The sequence below is a fragment of the Microvirga sp. 3-52 genome (assembly GCF_018383585.1).
In the GTDB taxonomy this organism is placed as follows: Bacteria; Pseudomonadota; Alphaproteobacteria; order Rhizobiales; family Beijerinckiaceae; genus Microvirga.
Genome location: NZ_JAHAMK010000056.1, coordinates 1 through 16,349 on the forward strand (window position 1 = coordinate 1; position 16,349 = coordinate 16,349).

A 16,349-nucleotide genomic window follows, 5' to 3' on the forward strand; every position below is an offset into this window, starting at 1 on the left:
CGGTTTCCGCCCGAGATCATCGCCCATGCGGTCTGGTTGTACTTCCGGTTTCCTTTAAGCCTGCGGCTGGTTGGGGAGATGCTGCTCGAGCGCGGCATCCTCGTTTCCTATGAGACAGTCCGGCGACGGGGTCTGAAGTTCGGACCTGACTACGCTCGCCGACTCAAGCGCAAAAGGCCGAGCCCCTGCGACGTGTGGCATCTGGACGAGGTCGTGGTCACCGTTGGCGGCAAGAAGCACTGGCTGTGGCGGGCGGTGGATCAGGACGGCTATGTCCTTGATGAGATCGTCCAGATACGCCGCAACACTAAAGCGGCCAAGCGCTTGCTGAAGCGTCTATTGAAGAAACAAGGCTGTCCGCCACGTCGGCTGATCACCGACAAGCTCGGCTCTTATGCAGCCGCCCGGCGGCAGATCATGCCGGCAGTCGAGCATCGCTCACATAAAGGGCTCAACAATCGGGCGGAGAACTCGCACCTGCCGCTGCGCCGGCGAGAACGGGTGATGCAGGGCTTTCGATCAGCAGGAGGCCTGCAGCAGTTCGTGAATGTTTTCTCGGCTGTGCGCAACCTCTTCGCTCCACCCCGCTCCCACCGCTCCGCCTCTGCCACTCATCTCCACCGCCTCATCGCCATGGCGGCGTGGAAGTCTGCAGCCGGTGTTTCTGTGTGAGCCCGTCAGCTGACTGATTTTACCTCAGTGTGTCTGACGCGAGTTAATGTGACAACGCCGACTCGACAGGTTGCCGACTAATCCATCTACCCGCTTAGCTGCCATCATCGAGAGTGGCCAGGGATTCCGGATCAGACTTGGGATTCGTTCCTCTGGGCTTACTTCAAGACCCTCAGAAAGTGGGCTGTGCGGGAGTTGGATAGCACCCACGGTATCCACCCATATGAAAACTGGGCGTAGCGAGACATACGACGGAAGGTCTGGAAACGAGATGGGCATCGGGCTTTCAGCGGCGATCTGCTCTTCCGGAGGTGGAGGCAGAGACGGTTCAGCCGGTATCGGGAGTGGAGGCATCAACGTGGCCATTGGGAAACTCGGTTCGGCAGGCTCGGGCGGCGGTGGCATTGCGGCCTCCGCTGACACCTCTGGCAGCAACGATGTGGGTGGCTCCGGTGGTGATGATAATTCGATGGCTGGCGGTTTTGAGGGGAAGGTCGGCTCGGCGGGTTCCGGGGGTGGGGGCATGAGCGCTGTGATCGGGAAGTTGGGTTCGGCAGGCTCTGGGGGCGGTGGAAGCGCCACAGCCACAGGCGGTTCGCGCGAGGTTGGGGTCTCGTTTGGCTGATGGGATACTTGCGGGAGCGGAGTCTCGGGGGCGGACGATTGCTCTGGCTTCACGCTGGCGCTTGGAGTGACCTGACGAGAGCGGATGGCCGAACGCTTTCCGGTCTCCTCTGCAAGCGTCTCAGCCCGATGCCTCGCCTCCACATCGTGTGGCCATGGCTTGGATGCAGCTTTCGGTTGCGTCGGCTCGGGCATAACAGCCGGATGCGCCATTCTTTCAGCGCAGGACGTGGTGATCCAAGTCAAAGCAAGGGCAGCACACACTCCAAACTTATGCATGCCCTCGCAATCTCCTCTGATCTTCTCATCAGGTTAGCGAAGAAAAACGATGCAGAGGAGGTCCCGCGTCAATTGGCGCTCTGAATGAACAGGATTCTTTGAAAGTAGTTGCAGGATGCCGGTCTCATGAATTGGTAGTTGATCTTCGTCTCGGAGCCGGTTTTCGGGTATGGGGTGACACCCGAAGTCAATCATCTGGCTTGCCGCACCCTGCTTGCACCAGCCTGGATCATGTCGTCCTCTGACTGATGTTGAATCGGTAGGATCAAGCCGCCTCAGCCATCGCACGATGCATTACCAACGTGGTGTGGGTCTCCTGAACTGTAGAATCTTGGACTTGATTTGACGGACAGTGTCAGAGCCAGTTGCCCTCTGGCAGCTTGAATGATGGCTTGGGGCTCCGGCGGGCCCTCAAGCCCTGCGCCTGCGGCGCACCGCCAAGCGGCTATGGGGCTTGACCGCCCACCTTGCCCAAGCTGAGAGCAACCATGCCAGAATGGCGGGCTCTGCACTCCACTTCCTCGTGCAGAACACGACTTGGTTCGACACTGTCTGATGGGTCAAGTCCTAACTTTCACACNTGCACTCCACTTCCTCGTGCAGAACACGACTTGGTTCGACACTGTCTGATGGGTCAAGTCCTAACTTTCACACGTGAACGACCTAGAAGCCATGCCGCCGGTAGAACTGAAAGGCAGGGTTGTTCTTCATTACAAACAGCGCCATCGACTTTGCCGTCCTGGCCTGTTCGTTCAGCAGCCGTATGACCTGTGAGCCAATGCCCTGTCGCTGATGCTTCGGCGTGATATAGAGTTGCTTCAGAAAGAGTTCATCACCGATCCATCGAAACTCGACCCAGCCGATATCCTGGCTATTGAGCGTAAGGATCCTTGTATCGTTAGGACGCCACAAGCTGACGAACTCAGCCGTCTGATCTGCATCGATCCACTTTATCCAGGCACATGCAAGAGGTCTGATCGCTTCGACGTAAAGTTTGAGAGCAAAGGCGTAGTCGTCCGAACAAGCCGGTCGGTGGGTGATTGTCATTGGAGCGGTGAGAATCTTGGAGAGTGGTGATCCGACCGGCGCGGCTTACCAAGATCACCGTAGAGTGCCGCGTCGGTCACCCTCGTTTCTACCACGAGGAATTAGCGATGGGGTAGCATCATCGCGAACGTGAGCCCTTTCGATTAATCGGTCTGTTCACGCTTCCGGTGGTCGAGACATCGTCGGTATTGGCCGCGAGCTTGCCGCCAGTCCTGACTACGTCCGTGTTCCACGCGATGTTTTCTCCTGGGAGCAAATGAGCGACAAGCTTGCGGGTCGCACGAGAAAGGTGCTTGCCAGCCTGGGTCAAGGGCTTGAAGTCCGTGAGCTTGTGAGGACCTCCGGATTTGCCTGTGAAAACGCGCAGCCCATCCGGGAACATCACCATGTCGCCGGGACGCAAGGTGCTGTCGGCCATAAGCGCTGGAACAGGATTGGTGATCTCTCCCACGGGTTTCGGCTCGACCGGCTTCTTGGTCTCCACTTGCTCCACAGCCACAGGCTTCGGGCGTGGTCGTGTTTTGCGGCGAGGCTGCTCCAGCGCAGGATTAGGCTGGTACTCAAAGGGTTGGGGCGACGGGGTCGGAGCAGCGGGTTGGGAGAAGGCCCTAAATAGCCCAAAGATACCTTGCGCCTGGGCAGGCACAACACTGATCAAAAATGGAAAAATCAGGGCTAAGGATAGAACCCCAAAAGATTTGACCAGCGTGATAAGCCTTATCCCAAACATTGGAATCCCGCCTCCTTTGATGAAGGAAGCAACGTGGCCAAGCTATTCCCGTTCCTACTACTTTGTTGCAACTGAGAAATAAACATAAGTTAACAAAATGTGTGGGCTGGGCCGGAACAGCCTTTCGCATTGTTGGTTGATTTCCCACCTCCAAAAAGAGAGGGGTCAGGTCGGGAATGTCCATGAGCATTGCAGTATCCGAGGACTGGCCGGAAGGTCACCTCATTATCGTGCCTCACGCATGGCGAGGCGATGGTCTCTGGACCGACATGCAGTCGGAAGCGCAGGAGCGGATCGGCGCGACCCTGCGCCAGATGTATGCAGAACTGCCCCAACGGCCCCTTCCTCCAGGTTTGGACAGGCTGGTTCGCCGGATTGAGACATGGTCAGAGACGCTCCCGTATGAGTGTTGACGCATCGCTGCGGGACGATCTGCTTGCCGCCATCCCAAGCCTACGCGCCTTTGCGATTTCCTTCACCAACAACCGAGATCGTGCGGATGATCTGGTGCAGGAGACAATCCTGAGGGCTTTAGCCAACATCGATAAATTCGAGCGCGGCACCAACCTCAACGCATGGCTGTTTACGATCCTGCGCAATCTCTTCCACTCCGAGTACCGCAAGCGGAAGTATGAGACTGAGGATGCTGACGGGGCCTATGCCGCGCGGCTGAAGACGCATCCCAACCAGCAGAGCCATCTCGACTTCGAGGACTTTCGTGCCGCTCTGGCGACGATCCCCGCAGACCAGAGGGAGGCACTGCTCTTAGTTGGGGCACAGGGTCTAAGCTATGAAGAAGCCGCTGCTGTGTGCAACGTAGCGGTCGGTACGGTCAAAAGCCGCGTCAATCGCGCTCGGTCGCGGTTAGCCTCTCTTCTGGACCTCACAGGTGAGGCCGACCTGGGGCCTGATGATTTGACCAAAGCAGCTTTGTCAGCAGCTTTGTCCATGAGGTGAACTGCTCATTCCCATAGGCGATGGCCAAGTTTGGCCGTTCAGGTTAGGTTCAAGGCAGTTCGCCAAGACTGAGCCATGCCTATCCAAATCACCAGTAAGCCGCTTGTCCTGATTTTGGAGGACGAAGCTCTCATTGCGCTCAACCTTCAAGACGAGTTGCAAGACGCTGGCTTTGTGGTGGCTGGGCCGTTTACCACCTGCTCTGCCGCCCTGGAGTGGCTTGGAACCGCAACACCTGCCATGGCCATTCTGGATGCAACGCTGAATGACGGCTCATGCAGCAATGTTGCCGCCGAACTTAACTGCCGTGAGGTGCCGTTCCTGATCTACTCGGGCCATCAGGATAACCACCCCCTCTTGGCCGAGTTTCAGCATGTGACCTGGATCGAGAAGCCCGCACCACCTGCCGCCGTGGTTCAAGCCTGCGAGCATTTTCTGGTAGGATGCGGCTAAATTGCTTGTGCAAATCAGTCACTTCACCCGAACTAACATAGGTTAGGCACGTTCTCACGAGGCCCCAACGGTAATAGGCTCGTGTTGAACGACGAAGCGCTCTCTGCCTGGAAAGAACAGGACCGGCTCGCAACGCTGCGCAGCTACCGGGTCATTGATACGCAGCCAGAGCCCGCCTTTGACGATCTGGTCCAGCTTGCCGCGCGTAGCTGCCAGACCCCAGTTGCCCTGATCAGCCTCATTGATGAACGGAGGCAGTGGTTCAAAGCCGAAGTGGGGCTTGGGCTCCAAGAGACTCCGCTCGATTTCTCGATCTGCCTCAGCGCCATGCTGCTGCCGGGACTGACTATCATTTCTGATCTGGAAAAGGACCCTCGGTTTGCCAACAATCCTCTTGTGACAGGGGACCCGCACCTGCGTTTCTATGCGGGGGCTGCACTGAGGACATTGGATGGAGTGCCCTTGGGTGCGCTTTGCGTTCTCGACTATGTTCCGCGCCATCTGACCGAAGATCAGACTGACACTCTGACACGGCTGGCGCGACAGGTGATGTCCCACCTGGAACTGCGCCGCGCTATTGCAGAACGTGATGAGAGAGCAGAGGCCAGCCGCCAGATCGAGAAACGGCAATCCCTGCTCGTCAGAGAGCTTCACCATCGAGTGAAGAATACGCTCGCGACAGTCCAGGCGCTCGTCGGAGCTACGGGCCGGTCCACAGGCAGCTTTGACGAGTTCTACCACTCCTTCTCGAGCCGGATCACCTCGCTGGCGAGAACACACGATCTTCTGACCGAAGACTATTGGCAGACTGCGCCCCTGCGGGAGATCGCCCTGAATGAGCTAAAGCCGTTCGCCGAGAGCAGACAGCCACGTTTTATGTTGATCGGTCCGCCAGTGGAACTATCGGCTGATCTGGCAGTGCCGGTTGGTATGGCGCTTCACGAACTGACCACCAATGCCGTTCGCTATGGAGCGTTGTCAGTTCCGGCTGGATACGTGCGGGTTCAATGGACCTTGGATGAACACGAGGGTGTCAGAAAACTTCATCTGGAGTGGAGCGAATTCGCTGGCCCAAGGGTGAACGAGCCGCAACACCGAGGCTTTGGTTCGACCCTGCTCCAACGGGTCCTACCGATGCAGTGCAAAGCTGAGGTGGAGGTCCAATATGCCTCAGATGGCCTGCGCTTCCAGATGGATGTACCTCTGGTCGAGCGGCGGCTCGTCCCTGCTTATTGATCAGCTTCGCTCCTGCACCAGACTGGGGTGCACGCCTCCCATGGAAAATGCCCCTGTGCGCTTGACCCTTCCGGCTGGCCTCGTAGAATGAGAACGATTCAAGAACATGAATCAGCAAAGTGTAGATTTGGGCCCTCTTGGAGCAATAACATGCTGGGCGAAGTGAACTTTCACAGCAGGCCACAATGGTGCGCGTGGGCCGAGTACGGCGTCGTGGCTGCGTCTCTGATCGCGGCTATTACAGTTCTGGTGGGCGCTTAGAAGCCGAGCGAGGAAACAGCCCAATGGGCGGCTGGTCGGCTCAGGTTGCTTCCTGAGCGTTGCGCATGGTCAATGCGCGTGAGGGCAGCCTCAATCTTCGGTGGCAAGGGCTGTCGGATTATATCGGCATACAGGCTCCGGAGGTCCTCGCCAATCGTGCGTAGAAGCTCCTCATCAGACACCATGGAAACCCGTCTACCGCCCTCGACGCTGCTTCCCATTGCTGCCTCCAAATCACCGCATCGGTGAAAGTACCGAGGCATGTGTGGAGCGTTAACCATCTTTTTAGTTGACTGTGGATAACGGGCAAAATAGTGCGTTTTCTCGCCGTCGCCGCTTGCTTGCCATCAGCAGAACCTAATTGGGCATTCGTGGGTTGAGGCGTCCGCGCTAACGCGGCTCATCCTCAACCAAGGCACTTGTGGCTATAGCGGTGGTAAGCTCCTCGCCCTCTACTCGTCGCGGTAAGGTGCGTATCCACGATCTGTTCGGCCATAATCCGGCACGTCTGGTTTGCGGTTTTGTCGCTCACCATGAATCAGCCATGCAAGGGCGTATCCGGCCACTCCTGCCATAAACAGCGCAAGCAGGGGATTTCCTGCCACCCGCTGGGTCACGGCTCGCTTCCCCTCACGAATGTACCGCTCTGCCTCTGGGTAGTGTTCTCGTGCTTGCCGCGCGTAGTGCTCACCTCGGCTGTACATGTCGCGGGCTGCACCGGACGCCTGATCTGCAACGTCGTGCAGGGCTTCCCGCACCTGATCCAGAATTTGCTCGGTGGAATCCTGCTCCGGTGGGCCTCCCTGCTCACCCGCTGATGAGGAACGGGCTTCCTGGTCAGGACGATCAGGCTCAGGCCCTTTGGTGATGGTCACGGAAACCGGATCACTGGTCGGGAAGGTCTCCTCAATGGCATGGTCCAACCTTGCATCGAGTTTTTCCTGCGAGTTCTCGGGCAGCTTATTGTCCGGGGGACACTCTGGAGACTTACCCTCCTCCTGATCAGGAGTGAGTTGGTTGCTGCTACCGGATGCGTTCACCATGCGAGCCCTCCAGGACACTCAGAGCAGGCTTGTCGGCAACCTGCATCATTTGCAACGCCATGGCTGCGGGCGCCGTTCCGGGATGGGCCTAACCTATGTGAAGACCTTGGCTGACGAGCTTGGCGTGGTAAGCTCTGCAATCCTGCCAAGTTTCCAGACCTCGTGGCAGCAATACTCATGTTGTTATCACGGTTGGATAAGAAGAAACATTAACATTGCCCACATAAGCGGCTATAATGTCTACGAAATTAGTGCCACGTCGATCTGGGCGTTCTCTCCAATACTGCGAGGGGACCTGCGATGACAAAGCCTCTCCTGGCTGTCGGCCTCTGGTGTGTTGCCTTTGTGGTTGGCGTCGTGGGTCTCATCACAACCGGTCCTGGCAATCCCCGCTTCACCGGCACAGTTGTTCTCGATTTCAAGCCGTTCTGCCAAATCTTCGTGGTCCAGACCGAACGGGGCTTTGTGCTGCTGGAGTGGGAGGACGGCACCCTGTTCTTTGGTGAAGGCGACAGCCTTGTGGGGCCGCTGCATACAACAGGGCTTCAAACCTTGAATGTAGATGGAGTCGGGGCAATGACGGCGCGGTTCGAGACCTGGGTCCCTGATCTTGCTGCCGCGCAACAGATGTTTCGGGAGCGCTGCCGCCTTGCTCCCAGCACACCCTTGGCTGGGCCAGCACGAAATTAGCCCTCGACACGACGTGAAAGTGACTGCCAGCCGACACTCACGTTTTGCTCCCGCCGATCCATCGAACCCTTGGTAATGTTCTAGGGCAGAGGTGTGCCGCTGGATAGACGTGGTAGCGGCGGAATTGGGCCTCATACATGGTGAAGCGAGTGTTTCTTCATATCGTTTGCCTCGAAGTTACTCAGTCAAGACCCGCCATTCGTAAGACATTTCGTTTTGATCGCACGTGAGTACGGACATGTGACTGCGTGTCACGGTTAGGAGATTTCTTCTAAGTGGATCATTGTCTGGAATCCGACAGACGAAGCTCTCCCAGCCTGTTAATTTTCTCTTAATGGAAGAAATTAAGCAGGGGGTACGCATGACTGCCCAAACGCTGAAGCTTGTACATGGTCGTTCGTTGGAGACTGAAATGCCGTCCACGAATCTCCATCCAGCGGTTTCAACGGCTCTGATTTGCGACAACTTCCTCTTGCGTTCAGGGCTTCAAACCATCCTCCGAGGAACGTCGTTTGCTCCTGTCGAGGCGGCGTCTGCCACAGGGCAAAGAGGGCTCCAACACTTGGCTTCGAAGCCTGCCCTGATCCTCATCGATGCCAGTCAGAACAGCGGTCATATGCTGGAGGTGATCAAGCAGGCCAAAGAACATTTCCCGCAGGCGCGGATCGTGGCTCTGGCGGATCAGTTTGACCTTGGATTTGTGCGGTCGGGACATGAGGCCGGGGCGAATGGCTTTTGCTCAGCAGCCAGTGCCCCCGACGTTCTGGTCAAGTCGCTTGAACTGGTGATGCTTGGCGAGACTGTCTTGCCCTTCGAGGTCGTGCGTTCTTTCCTGGGCGGGGCTTCTCAGAACCGGGAGCCGCCGCTCCAGGGCAGCATGTCCGAGCCGAAGCAGGCGGACTTGAAAGCTTGCATGCTCTCGGCGCGGGAGAGGGAAATCCTGGGATGCTTGACGCAAGGCGAGCCGAACAAGGTCATTGCGCGCAAGCTCGACATCACGGAAGCCACCATCAAGGTCCATGTCAAAGCGATCCTGCGCAAGATCGGGGCCTCCAATCGCACCCAAGCGGCCATCTGGGCGTCTCAGCGCGTGACGCAACGAGGTGGGGCATCGGTGAATGGCTGAGGTGAAGATCGCGGTGGGGGATCAGGTCCGCGTCCACCTCCATCCAGCGGGTCCATGGAAGAGCTTCTCCGAGGGGGTGGTCAGGCGGGTGGATGTGACCACGCCGGAAGGGCGCTTCTTCGTGCTTGAAGTCAAAAGCGAGGTCCTTCTCGACCAGCCGCACCGGATCAGGCCCGACTTCCACGACTACGTCGAGTATGAGTGCCGGAACGACTTTCCCGGTCGGATCGAGGTCTTGTCCGCCGCACCCGATGCGGAGTCAGAGCCTTCGCTCGATCTAACGTTGGTGGACCCATGGGAAGAGACCAAGCAAGAAGCCAACGAGCCGCCTCCGATTAACGCGGAGACCAACTCAGAGAGTGCGGTCGAGCAAATACCCGAAGCCGAGACCGTTATCGAACCAACTCAGGTTGAAATCGAGCATCAGCCTGCCGCCGCACGTGGTAGCCTGATCGCCAGCCTATTTGGGCGGAAGGCATAAGCGGCTCGCCACGGCCACCTTGTTCTTTGGCAGGCTTCGGGTGAGTTCGGATACCTTAAGGGCCGATCAGACATCTGGAACAATGAGCTACCCTGATCCTTAGCTCTGCTCATGGTGACGACTAAATTGCTCCCTTCATTTGAGCGCGACCTATTGCCACGAGAGTCAGTCATTGTCGTTTCCATGGCCATGCGGGATCAGCTTTCTCTCGGAACAGCCGGAGTGCTTCTGGGGACAGGCTGAGCGGAGGCTTAGAGGCGCTCGGCTGCACCAGCTTGCGACTCCGCCGCTCCTCGCGCTTGTACAAGCGCAATGCCTCTGCCGAGAGTTTCGGCAGACCCTCAGTGCATATTCGCTGACGCAACTCCTGCAAGGTCTTCTCAGGGTCGTCGGGCATGGCTGATCCCGCAGCCGGATGAGCACGGAATCGATATCAGCGCAGAAGGGTAAGGAAGGTTCCGTGCTGTGCCCTACCCAAGAAGAGGGACAGGCAGCATTGGGTGAAGTTGCAGGAGTAGAAGCCTGAAGTTCGTGCAGAAGGTGAAAGCCAAAATGCTGCTCCATTGATGCTCTACCTGGAAGAGCAGTGTCTCAGAGCGATGAACATCAACGGAGGCTTGTCCGATGCTAAAGCCCTTCTCGCAATACCTGACGGCTGTCGAGGAGCACCTTCCCGGCTGATGTACCAAATGCTAGAGCAACGGGCACGGCAACGGACCATGATTCGCCATGAGAAGTGGCTTTAAGACAAAGAGATAGCGGTAACACGCTGGCTCCGTCAGAACCGCCATTGCTCTAGACTGCAAGCGGGATTACCTACCTCCCGAGGTTGGGGGCGAAGTCAGGCTTTCAACTAACAGCGCCTAACAAAACCGGCGTGAGCGCGTTGGTTTGGTATGGCCAAACCTCTTGTTCCCCATGCTCTCTGGGCGGCGATTGAGCCGCTCCTTCCACCGGAACCCGCCAAGCCCAAAGGGGGCCGACCGCGTGTCGGCCCCCGAGCCACCCTGGCTGGGATCATCTTTGTCCTGCGCTCGGGCATTCCCTGGGAGATACTGCCCGCTGAGATCGGCTGCTCGGGCATGACGTGCTGGCGCCGGCTGCGCGACTGGCAGGCGGCCGGTGTATGGACCCGCCTGCATCGCATCCTGCTCGAGCGCTTGGCAGATGCCGACAAGCTTGATTGGAGCCGGGCCGCACTCGACACCTCGTCCATCGCGGCTAAAAAGGGGGCGCAGCCACCGGCCCGAACCCGACGGATCGCGGCAAACCGGGCACGAAGCGCCATGTTGTGGTCGACCGGACAGGCACACCGCTCGAGATCAGCCTGAGTAGGGCTAACCGGCACGACAGCCTGATGCTCGCACCCACGCTCGATGCCGTGCCGCCGGTGCGGCATGGACCGGGTCGCCCGCGACGCAGGCCGGACAAACTGCACGCAGACAAGGCTTATGACCATCGTCGCTGCCGCGCGGAATGCCGGCGGCGCTCCATCGTGCCCAGAATTGCCCGCCGCGGCGTGGCGTCAGCGAGCGACTGGGACGATATCGCTGGGTGGTGGAGCGCACACTGGCGTGACTCAACCGCTTTCGCCGTCTCACCATCCGCTATGAACGACGTGAGGACATCCATCTGGCCTTCACCACACTCGGATGCGCGCTCATCTGCTTCAACCAATGTAAACGGTTTTGTTAGGCGCTCTAAGTCGTCGGAGGACAAGGTCGTGTTATTCGTTACAGTTCGGTATCGGCGTCCGGAGTGGGCTTGGTATCCGCGGGCGTCGCCGCTTTGACTGTGATCCTGACGGTGTGATTCTCCAACTTGCCGCTGGCCGACTTGATCTCGTAGCTGACCTCGTCGGTTCCTTTGAACGTCTGACTGGCCTTGTAGAAGACACCTTGGGCCTTTGGCGCCAGCTTGGGGCAGCGGGCGATCCGGCCTGCCTTGAGGGTTCCGCTGCGCACGTTCAGCTCGCCATGCTTAGGTGGAGTCACCACCCGGACCGTTGGTAGCGGCCCCGATGTGCAGTCCTTCTGCACGTTGCCGTAGACGCCTAAGCGATGCGACTTGCCGGCCACTACCTCGGTGCTCCGGTGGCCGCTGTTGGTCTGGGCCAAAGCGGCGGTCCCAGACAGGACAAGGGAGCACCCGAGGACGAGAACCGCGGCGGGAGGCTGCAAACGGTGCATTCTTAAACTCCTTTTGGGATAATGAGTGCTGAAGGGAGGGGCTCGGCCGAAGGCCCCGCCTCTTTGTCGTCAATCTCTAGGTTGGGCCGGAGCTGCCTTGCGCCGGGCGGCCCGGCGCGAGAGCATGTTCAGTCCCTCGATCAGGGCCGAGAACGCCATGGCGGCGTAGATGTAGCCTTTCGGCACATGCGCGCCGAACCCTTCCGCGATCAGGGTCATGCCGATCATCAGAAGGAAGCCCAAAGCCAGCATCACCACCGTCGGATTGTTGTTGATGAACTGGGCGAGCGGGTTGGCGGCCAGCAGCATGACTGTCACCGCGGCAATCACCGCGATCACCATGATCATCACGATATCGGTCATGCCGACCGCCGTGATGATGCTGTCCAGTGAGAACACGAGGTCGAGCAACAGGATCTGCCCGATGGCGGCACCGAACGTCATCGTGGCCTTGGCCGTGTCGAACACGTCGTCGTTCGGCGTCGGGTCCACGGTGTGGTGGATCTCCGTGGTCGCTTTCCAGACCAGGAAGAGGCCGCCGCCGATCAGGATCAGGTCGCGCCAAGAGAAGCCATGGCCGAAAAGGGTGAAGATAGGCTCGGTCAGGGTGACGATAATCGCAATGGTGCCGAGCAGTCCAAGCCGCAGGATCAGCGCCAGGCCGATCCCGATGCGGCGGGCCTTCGAGCGCTGGTGCTCGGGGAGCTTGTTGGTGAGGATCGAGATGAAGATCAGGTTGTCGATCCCGAGCACCACCTCCATCACCACCAGGGTCGCCAACGCCACCAGGGCGGTCGGATCGGAGATCCAGGAGAAGTCCACGCGATGTTCCTTTCGGCCCTGACTAAGAGAGGGCGCTCGTTCAACCGGTCGCCGCAACGATGCTAGTCGGTCCGGTGTTCCGTCATTGATGCTTGGAGATGCGCCGGCAGGACCGCAGCTATGAGATTAGGTGACTTGAGGTTGTGGGGGCGGCCCGCTCCTGTCCTGGCGGGCCGCCCCGTCGTTAATCGGACTTAGATGTCTTCCTCGAAGCCGAAATCGCCGCCGTCATCACCGAAGTCCTCGGCAGCCGCCTGCTGCGGCTGGGTCTGACCGGCTTCGGCGGCGTTCGCCTCACCCCCGCCCGAGAAGGCGCTGGCGAACATGTTGCCGAGGAGCACGCCACCCGCCACGCCCATGGCCGTCTGGGCCGCGCCGGCCAGGAAGCTGCCGCCTCCGCAGGGAGCCATACCAGGAGCCACGCCACCCATGCCGGGAGCACCGTGAGGCGGCATGCCGTGCATCGGCTGCGGCTGGTAGGGCTGATGCGGCTGGGGACGGGTCTGCCCGCCGCCGAACAGTCCGGACAGGAAGCCGCCTCCGCCTGCCGGACGGCTGGCAAGTTCCTGTTCCAACTGTTGGATGCGGCCATGGGCGGCGCTCAGGGCCTGCTCCTGCACCACGATGGTCTGGGCCATGTAATACGGCGCGTTCGGCTGCTGGGTGATCCGCGAGCGGATGAACTCCGCCGCCTGCGCGTCCGGGGCTCCGGCTTGGCCCTCGACCTGGGCGATCTTGCCGAAGAGCTGCTCGATGGCCTGACGGTCCTGATGGTCCATGTAAATTGATCCTTTCTGGCAATGGACGGAGGTTACTCTTCCCGCTGGCCGGTGAGGCTCAGCAGCAGCTGGAAGATGTTGACGAAGTTCAGGTAAAGCGAGAGCGCGCCGAACACGGCCATCTTGCTGTTGGCCTCGTGGCCGTAGCCTTCAGCGTACTGCTCCTTGATCGTCTGCGTGTCATAGGCGGTCAGACCGGTGAAGACGAGCACGCCGATGATCGAGATCGCAAACTGCAGCGCACTCGACGCGAGGAAGATGTTGACCAGCGAGGCGATGATGACGCCGATCAGGCCCATCACCAGGAACGAGCCGAATTTCGAGAGATCGCGCTTGGTCGTGTAGCCATAGAGGCTGGTGGCGCCGAACATGGCGGCGGTGATGAAGAAGGTGCGGGCGATACTGGCGCCGGTGAACACCAGGAACACAGAGGCCAATGACAGGCCCATCAACGCCGAGAAGGCGAAGAAGGCCGTGCGTGCCGACGCCGCCGTCATCCGGTCCATCCGGAACGAGAAGAAGAAGATGAAGGCGAGTGGCGCCAGCATCACCACCCACTTGAGCGGCGTCTGGAAGATCGGCACGTAGAGGGCCGGCGTCGAGGCGACGAAGAAGGCGACGAGGCCTGTCACCACAAGGCCGATGCCCATATAATTGTAGACCCGCAGCATGTGCTGGCGCAGGCCTTCGTCGAAGATGGCGCCGCTCGCGCGGGCGGTGGTCGTCTGCCAGGCATAGGGAGTGTTCATCCAAGGTCCTCCTGTGGGGATTACTGAAGCGTGCGGGACAGCCGGAGGGCCGCCCGTTCGATGGCCTTGTCGCTGCCGGTTCCGGTCAGCGCGTAGGCAAGTTGGCCCGTCTGCCAGTAAACGGTCTTTGCTTCGTCAAAGCGGGCGATGGTCGGGTCGATGACGTTGAAGACCGGTACGTGCCCTGCGAACAGGGACACCCGGCCGAGATCGCCGGCCTCGACGGTGAGCTCCACGCTGTGGCCATCGCGGGACGGAAAGATCTGGGCATCGCGAACCTGCCATCCCTCCGGCAAGGCTGGCAGCCGGATGCCGGTCTCCGTCAGGATCTCAGCCGGGTCGTACACGGCGGTCTCAGGTTGCGAGGCCATGCGGGCCCGCACCAGAGCCGTCTCGTGCGAGTGCAGGGCATCCTCGACAAAGGCTGGCGGCTTGGGCGAGGCCTCGCTGTCGGTGATGCCGAGCCCCACCTGCCCGTGGGCAAACCAGCCGAACCCGACGAGCGCCACGACAGCGGCGATCCGGCGGAATTTCAAGCCTAGCTCCCGCCAGCCGAGTGCCCGCTCAAGCCGATCCGCTGCCGCCAGAACAGGCTCAGCAGGGCGGGGCAGGGGGGCGGCATGGATCAGCCGGAGGGCATCGCGATCCTTGAGGTCGGCCATGACGCGCGCGGCGGCTTCCGGGTCGTGGGCAAGATGTTCCTCGACCTCGATGCGCTTGGCAGGGTCGAGTTGATCGTCCACATAGGCGAGAAGGTCCGCTTCGGTGATGGGGTCAGACATCGGATCCTCCGACGATGCGCAGGGTTGGGCGTCTGGCCTCGGACGGCTGATCGTCGGCTCCCGCCTCGAACCCGCGCAGCGCGGAACGGGCGCGGCCCAAGCGGGACATGAGGGTGCCGACCGGGATCTTCAGGGCACTCGCTGCCTCCTGATAGGACAGGCCCTCGATGGCCACGAGATGCAGGGCGGCGCGCTGCTCGTCCGGCAGGCTCATGAAGGCGGTATGTACCTGCTGAAGCCGCATCCAGCTCTCCTGTTCGGGAGGAGCCGCGGTATCGGCTAGTTCAGCCACCTGTCCCATCCGGCGGAACTCCGCGACCTGTCGGCGCCGATGGTCAATGAACGTGTTGTGCAGGATCGACAGCAGCCAGCCGCGCAGGTTGCCGCCTGAGCGGAAGGAGCCGCGCTGCTCATAGGCGCGCACGAGGGTGTCCTGCACCAGGTCCTCAGCCTGCGACTCGTCCCGCGTCAGCGAGCGGGCATAGCGCCGCAAGGGCCCGAGCAGTCCGATCACATCCGTGCGTGTCGTGTCCTTCATGTGAGGTGTACGGAGCTGCGTGAGGGCTTAATCCGCATGCTTGCGAACATTTTTGCTTCTGGAGTGATCATGCCAGCGCCTGTCTTGCCGGCGCGGCGATTGCGCTGGTCTCGAAAACCGTGACGAGCCGGTCCAGGCCGAAGGACCTGCGCAGGAAAATGCCTTTCCGCAGCCGCCCCGGTGGCCCGGCGACGAAGGCGGAGGCGTAGACTGTCGGCTTGTCAGGCCAGACGAAGCTGAAGGTGGCGCCGACATCCCAGCCGTCGACCTGGCCGGGGAGTTGAACCTCACAATAGAGGCCATCGAAATCGGCGGCGGAGATGAGATCGAGAGCCGCCTCACCGGATCCGCAAGGAGCCAGCACAGCGTCATAGCCGGCTTGTCCGAGGGGGCGAGCAATCAGCTCGCGAAGGTCGGGATCAGACTCGACGACGAGGATGGAGGGAGCGGTAGAAGAGGAGATGGAATCCAAGATCGGATCCTCCAGTTGCGGTCGCGCTCGTGGGCGCAAGAGCAAGAGAAGGAGTCCGACATCGCGAGCGGCGACCCGCTCGCCAGAGGGGCCCGGACCCTAAGGCAGAGTTGAGGTAGGCACGGTTGGCTCTACCTGCAAGAGGAGGACATGCCATCAGGTGTCGCGCCCGCATGGAAAATGGTCAACTGCACCGGCTGGCGCGATGCGTTTCACTATGATCGGGCTACGCCACCTGCTGGATCGCCGAGAGCTTCCAGGATGCGTGATTGTCGCGCCGGAAGGTCCAGATCTCCGTGACCTCCTCGGTCCTCTCCGGCTCGCCGGCAACTGCCTTGCCGCTCGCCCGATCAATCGTCTGCTCGGTGATGGCATAGCGCATCGCGACCGTGGCATAGTCGGCCAGACCCTCACGCCAG

Annotated in this window: 17 protein-coding genes and 2 pseudogenes; 8 read left to right on the top strand and 11 right to left on the bottom strand. The window is 60.1% G+C overall.

The window, feature by feature from the left end:
* Window positions 1-672 (top strand): IS6 family transposase (locus tag KHP60_RS23795; RefSeq protein ID WP_213566763.1); only part of this gene is annotated, 672 nt, incomplete at its 5' end.
* A gap of 1,566 nt (window positions 673-2,238) precedes the next feature.
* On the opposite strand, the gene KHP60_RS23800 is transcribed toward KHP60_RS23795, so the two are convergent.
* Window positions 2,239-2,622, bottom strand: a complete 384-nt coding sequence (locus KHP60_RS23800) for an N-acetyltransferase (protein WP_213566764.1) — start codon at window positions 2,620-2,622, stop codon at window positions 2,239-2,241.
* A gap of 118 nt (window positions 2,623-2,740) precedes the next feature.
* The gene (locus KHP60_RS23805) at window positions 2,741-3,352 is read right to left on the bottom strand and encodes a hypothetical protein (RefSeq protein ID WP_213566765.1); all 612 of its coding nucleotides are present in this window, start codon (window positions 3,350-3,352) and stop codon (window positions 2,741-2,743) included.
* 402 nt (window positions 3,353-3,754) lie between these two features.
* On the opposite strand from KHP60_RS23805, the gene KHP60_RS23810 reads away from it, so the two are divergent.
* From KHP60_RS23810 to KHP60_RS23820, 3 genes are all read left to right on the top strand, one after another.
* Window positions 3,755-4,309 (top strand): sigma-70 family RNA polymerase sigma factor, encoded by a 555-nt coding sequence (locus KHP60_RS23810; RefSeq protein ID WP_213566766.1) that lies wholly within the window; start codon window positions 3,755-3,757, stop codon window positions 4,307-4,309.
* 75 nt (window positions 4,310-4,384) lie between these two features.
* Complete coding sequence (locus KHP60_RS23815; RefSeq protein ID WP_213566767.1) at window positions 4,385-4,762, top strand: response regulator; 378 nt, start codon at window positions 4,385-4,387, stop codon at window positions 4,760-4,762.
* An 81-nt stretch (window positions 4,763-4,843) separates the two neighbouring features.
* Complete coding sequence (locus KHP60_RS23820; protein ID WP_213566768.1) at window positions 4,844-5,998, top strand: sensor histidine kinase; 1,155 nt, start codon at window positions 4,844-4,846, stop codon at window positions 5,996-5,998.
* A gap of 1,121 nt (window positions 5,999-7,119) precedes the next feature.
* Here the strand turns inward: KHP60_RS23820 and KHP60_RS23825 are convergent.
* Window positions 7,120-7,302 (bottom strand): annotated as a pseudogene (locus tag KHP60_RS23825) (hypothetical protein); the annotation flags it as partial.
* Window positions 7,303-7,602: 300 nt separating this feature from the next.
* On the opposite strand from KHP60_RS23825, the gene KHP60_RS23830 reads away from it, so the two are divergent.
* The 4 genes and pseudogenes from KHP60_RS23830 to KHP60_RS23845 all read left to right on the top strand — a co-directional run bounded on the left by KHP60_RS23830 (window position 7,603) and on the right by KHP60_RS23845 (window position 11,294).
* On the top strand, window positions 7,603-7,992 hold the full coding sequence (locus tag KHP60_RS23830; protein WP_213566769.1) for a hypothetical protein: 390 nt from the start codon (window positions 7,603-7,605) through the stop codon (window positions 7,990-7,992).
* Window positions 7,993-8,353: 361 nt separating this feature from the next.
* Complete coding sequence (locus KHP60_RS23835) at window positions 8,354-9,118, top strand: response regulator transcription factor (protein ID WP_213566770.1); 765 nt, start codon at window positions 8,354-8,356, stop codon at window positions 9,116-9,118.
* Entirely contained in the window at window positions 9,111-9,599 is a 489-nt protein-coding gene (locus KHP60_RS23840; RefSeq protein WP_213566771.1) for a hypothetical protein, read from the top strand. The genes KHP60_RS23835 and KHP60_RS23840 overlap by 8 nt, the downstream gene beginning before the upstream one ends.
* A gap of 896 nt (window positions 9,600-10,495) precedes the next feature.
* Window positions 10,496-11,294, top strand: a pseudogene (locus KHP60_RS23845) (IS5 family transposase).
* A 38-nt stretch (window positions 11,295-11,332) separates the two neighbouring features.
* Here KHP60_RS23845 and KHP60_RS23850 read toward each other — a convergent pair.
* The 8 genes from KHP60_RS23850 to KHP60_RS23885 form a co-directional block, all read right to left on the bottom strand.
* Complete coding sequence (locus tag KHP60_RS23850) at window positions 11,333-11,788, bottom strand: 4-aminobutyrate aminotransferase (RefSeq protein WP_213566772.1); 456 nt, start codon at window positions 11,786-11,788, stop codon at window positions 11,333-11,335.
* Between the two features lie 69 nt (window positions 11,789-11,857).
* Window positions 11,858-12,550, bottom strand: coding sequence for a TerC family protein (locus tag KHP60_RS23855; protein WP_249689096.1), 693 nt, complete (start codon window positions 12,548-12,550; stop codon window positions 11,858-11,860).
* A 254-nt stretch (window positions 12,551-12,804) separates the two neighbouring features.
* Window positions 12,805-13,389 (bottom strand): DUF2076 domain-containing protein, encoded by a 585-nt coding sequence (locus KHP60_RS23860; RefSeq protein WP_213566774.1) that lies wholly within the window; start codon window positions 13,387-13,389, stop codon window positions 12,805-12,807.
* 32 nt (window positions 13,390-13,421) lie between these two features.
* Window positions 13,422-14,138: a Bax inhibitor-1/YccA family protein gene (locus tag KHP60_RS23865; protein WP_213566775.1), complete on the bottom strand. Its 717-nt coding sequence runs from the start codon at window positions 14,136-14,138 to the stop codon at window positions 13,422-13,424.
* Window positions 14,139-14,158: 20 nt separating this feature from the next.
* Complete coding sequence (locus tag KHP60_RS23870) at window positions 14,159-14,920, bottom strand: anti-sigma factor (protein WP_213566776.1); 762 nt, start codon at window positions 14,918-14,920, stop codon at window positions 14,159-14,161.
* A complete protein-coding gene (locus tag KHP60_RS23875; protein ID WP_213566777.1) occupies window positions 14,913-15,458 on the bottom strand; it encodes a sigma-70 family RNA polymerase sigma factor in 546 nt (181 codons plus the stop codon). The genes KHP60_RS23870 and KHP60_RS23875 overlap by 8 nt, the downstream gene beginning before the upstream one ends.
* Window positions 15,459-15,525: 67 nt before the next feature.
* Window positions 15,526-15,930: a response regulator gene (locus tag KHP60_RS23880; protein ID WP_213566778.1), complete on the bottom strand. Its 405-nt coding sequence runs from the start codon at window positions 15,928-15,930 to the stop codon at window positions 15,526-15,528.
* 226 nt (window positions 15,931-16,156) lie between these two features.
* The coding region (locus KHP60_RS23885) for a TIM44-like domain-containing protein (protein WP_213566779.1) at window positions 16,157-16,349 on the bottom strand (193 nt) is incomplete at its 5' end.

Coding starts and splice junctions, on each gene's coding strand:
- KHP60_RS23800 (WP_213566764.1), bottom strand. CDS start 2,622: ATGACAATCACCCACCGACCGGCTTGTTCGGACGACTACGCCTTTGCT.
- KHP60_RS23805 (WP_213566765.1), bottom strand. CDS start 3,352: ATGTTTGGGATAAGGCTTATCACGCTGGTCAAATCTTTTGGGGTTCTA.
- KHP60_RS23810 (WP_213566766.1), top strand. CDS start 3,755: ATGAGTGTTGACGCATCGCTGCGGGACGATCTGCTTGCCGCCATCCCA.
- KHP60_RS23815 (WP_213566767.1), top strand. CDS start 4,385: ATGCCTATCCAAATCACCAGTAAGCCGCTTGTCCTGATTTTGGAGGAC.
- KHP60_RS23830 (WP_213566769.1), top strand. CDS start 7,603: ATGACAAAGCCTCTCCTGGCTGTCGGCCTCTGGTGTGTTGCCTTTGTG.
- KHP60_RS23835 (WP_213566770.1), top strand. CDS start 8,354: ATGACTGCCCAAACGCTGAAGCTTGTACATGGTCGTTCGTTGGAGACT.
- KHP60_RS23840 (WP_213566771.1), top strand. CDS start 9,111: ATGGCTGAGGTGAAGATCGCGGTGGGGGATCAGGTCCGCGTCCACCTC.
- KHP60_RS23850 (WP_213566772.1), bottom strand. CDS start 11,788: ATGCACCGTTTGCAGCCTCCCGCCGCGGTTCTCGTCCTCGGGTGCTCC.
- KHP60_RS23855 (WP_249689096.1), bottom strand. CDS start 12,550: ATGGAGGTGGTGCTCGGGATCGACAACCTGATCTTCATCTCGATCCTC.
- KHP60_RS23860 (WP_213566774.1), bottom strand. CDS start 13,389: ATGGACCATCAGGACCGTCAGGCCATCGAGCAGCTCTTCGGCAAGATC.
- KHP60_RS23865 (WP_213566775.1), bottom strand. CDS start 14,138: ATGAACACTCCCTATGCCTGGCAGACGACCACCGCCCGCGCGAGCGGC.
- KHP60_RS23870 (WP_213566776.1), bottom strand. CDS start 14,920: ATGTCTGACCCCATCACCGAAGCGGACCTTCTCGCCTATGTGGACGAT.
- KHP60_RS23875 (WP_213566777.1), bottom strand. CDS start 15,458: ATGAAGGACACGACACGCACGGATGTGATCGGACTGCTCGGGCCCTTG.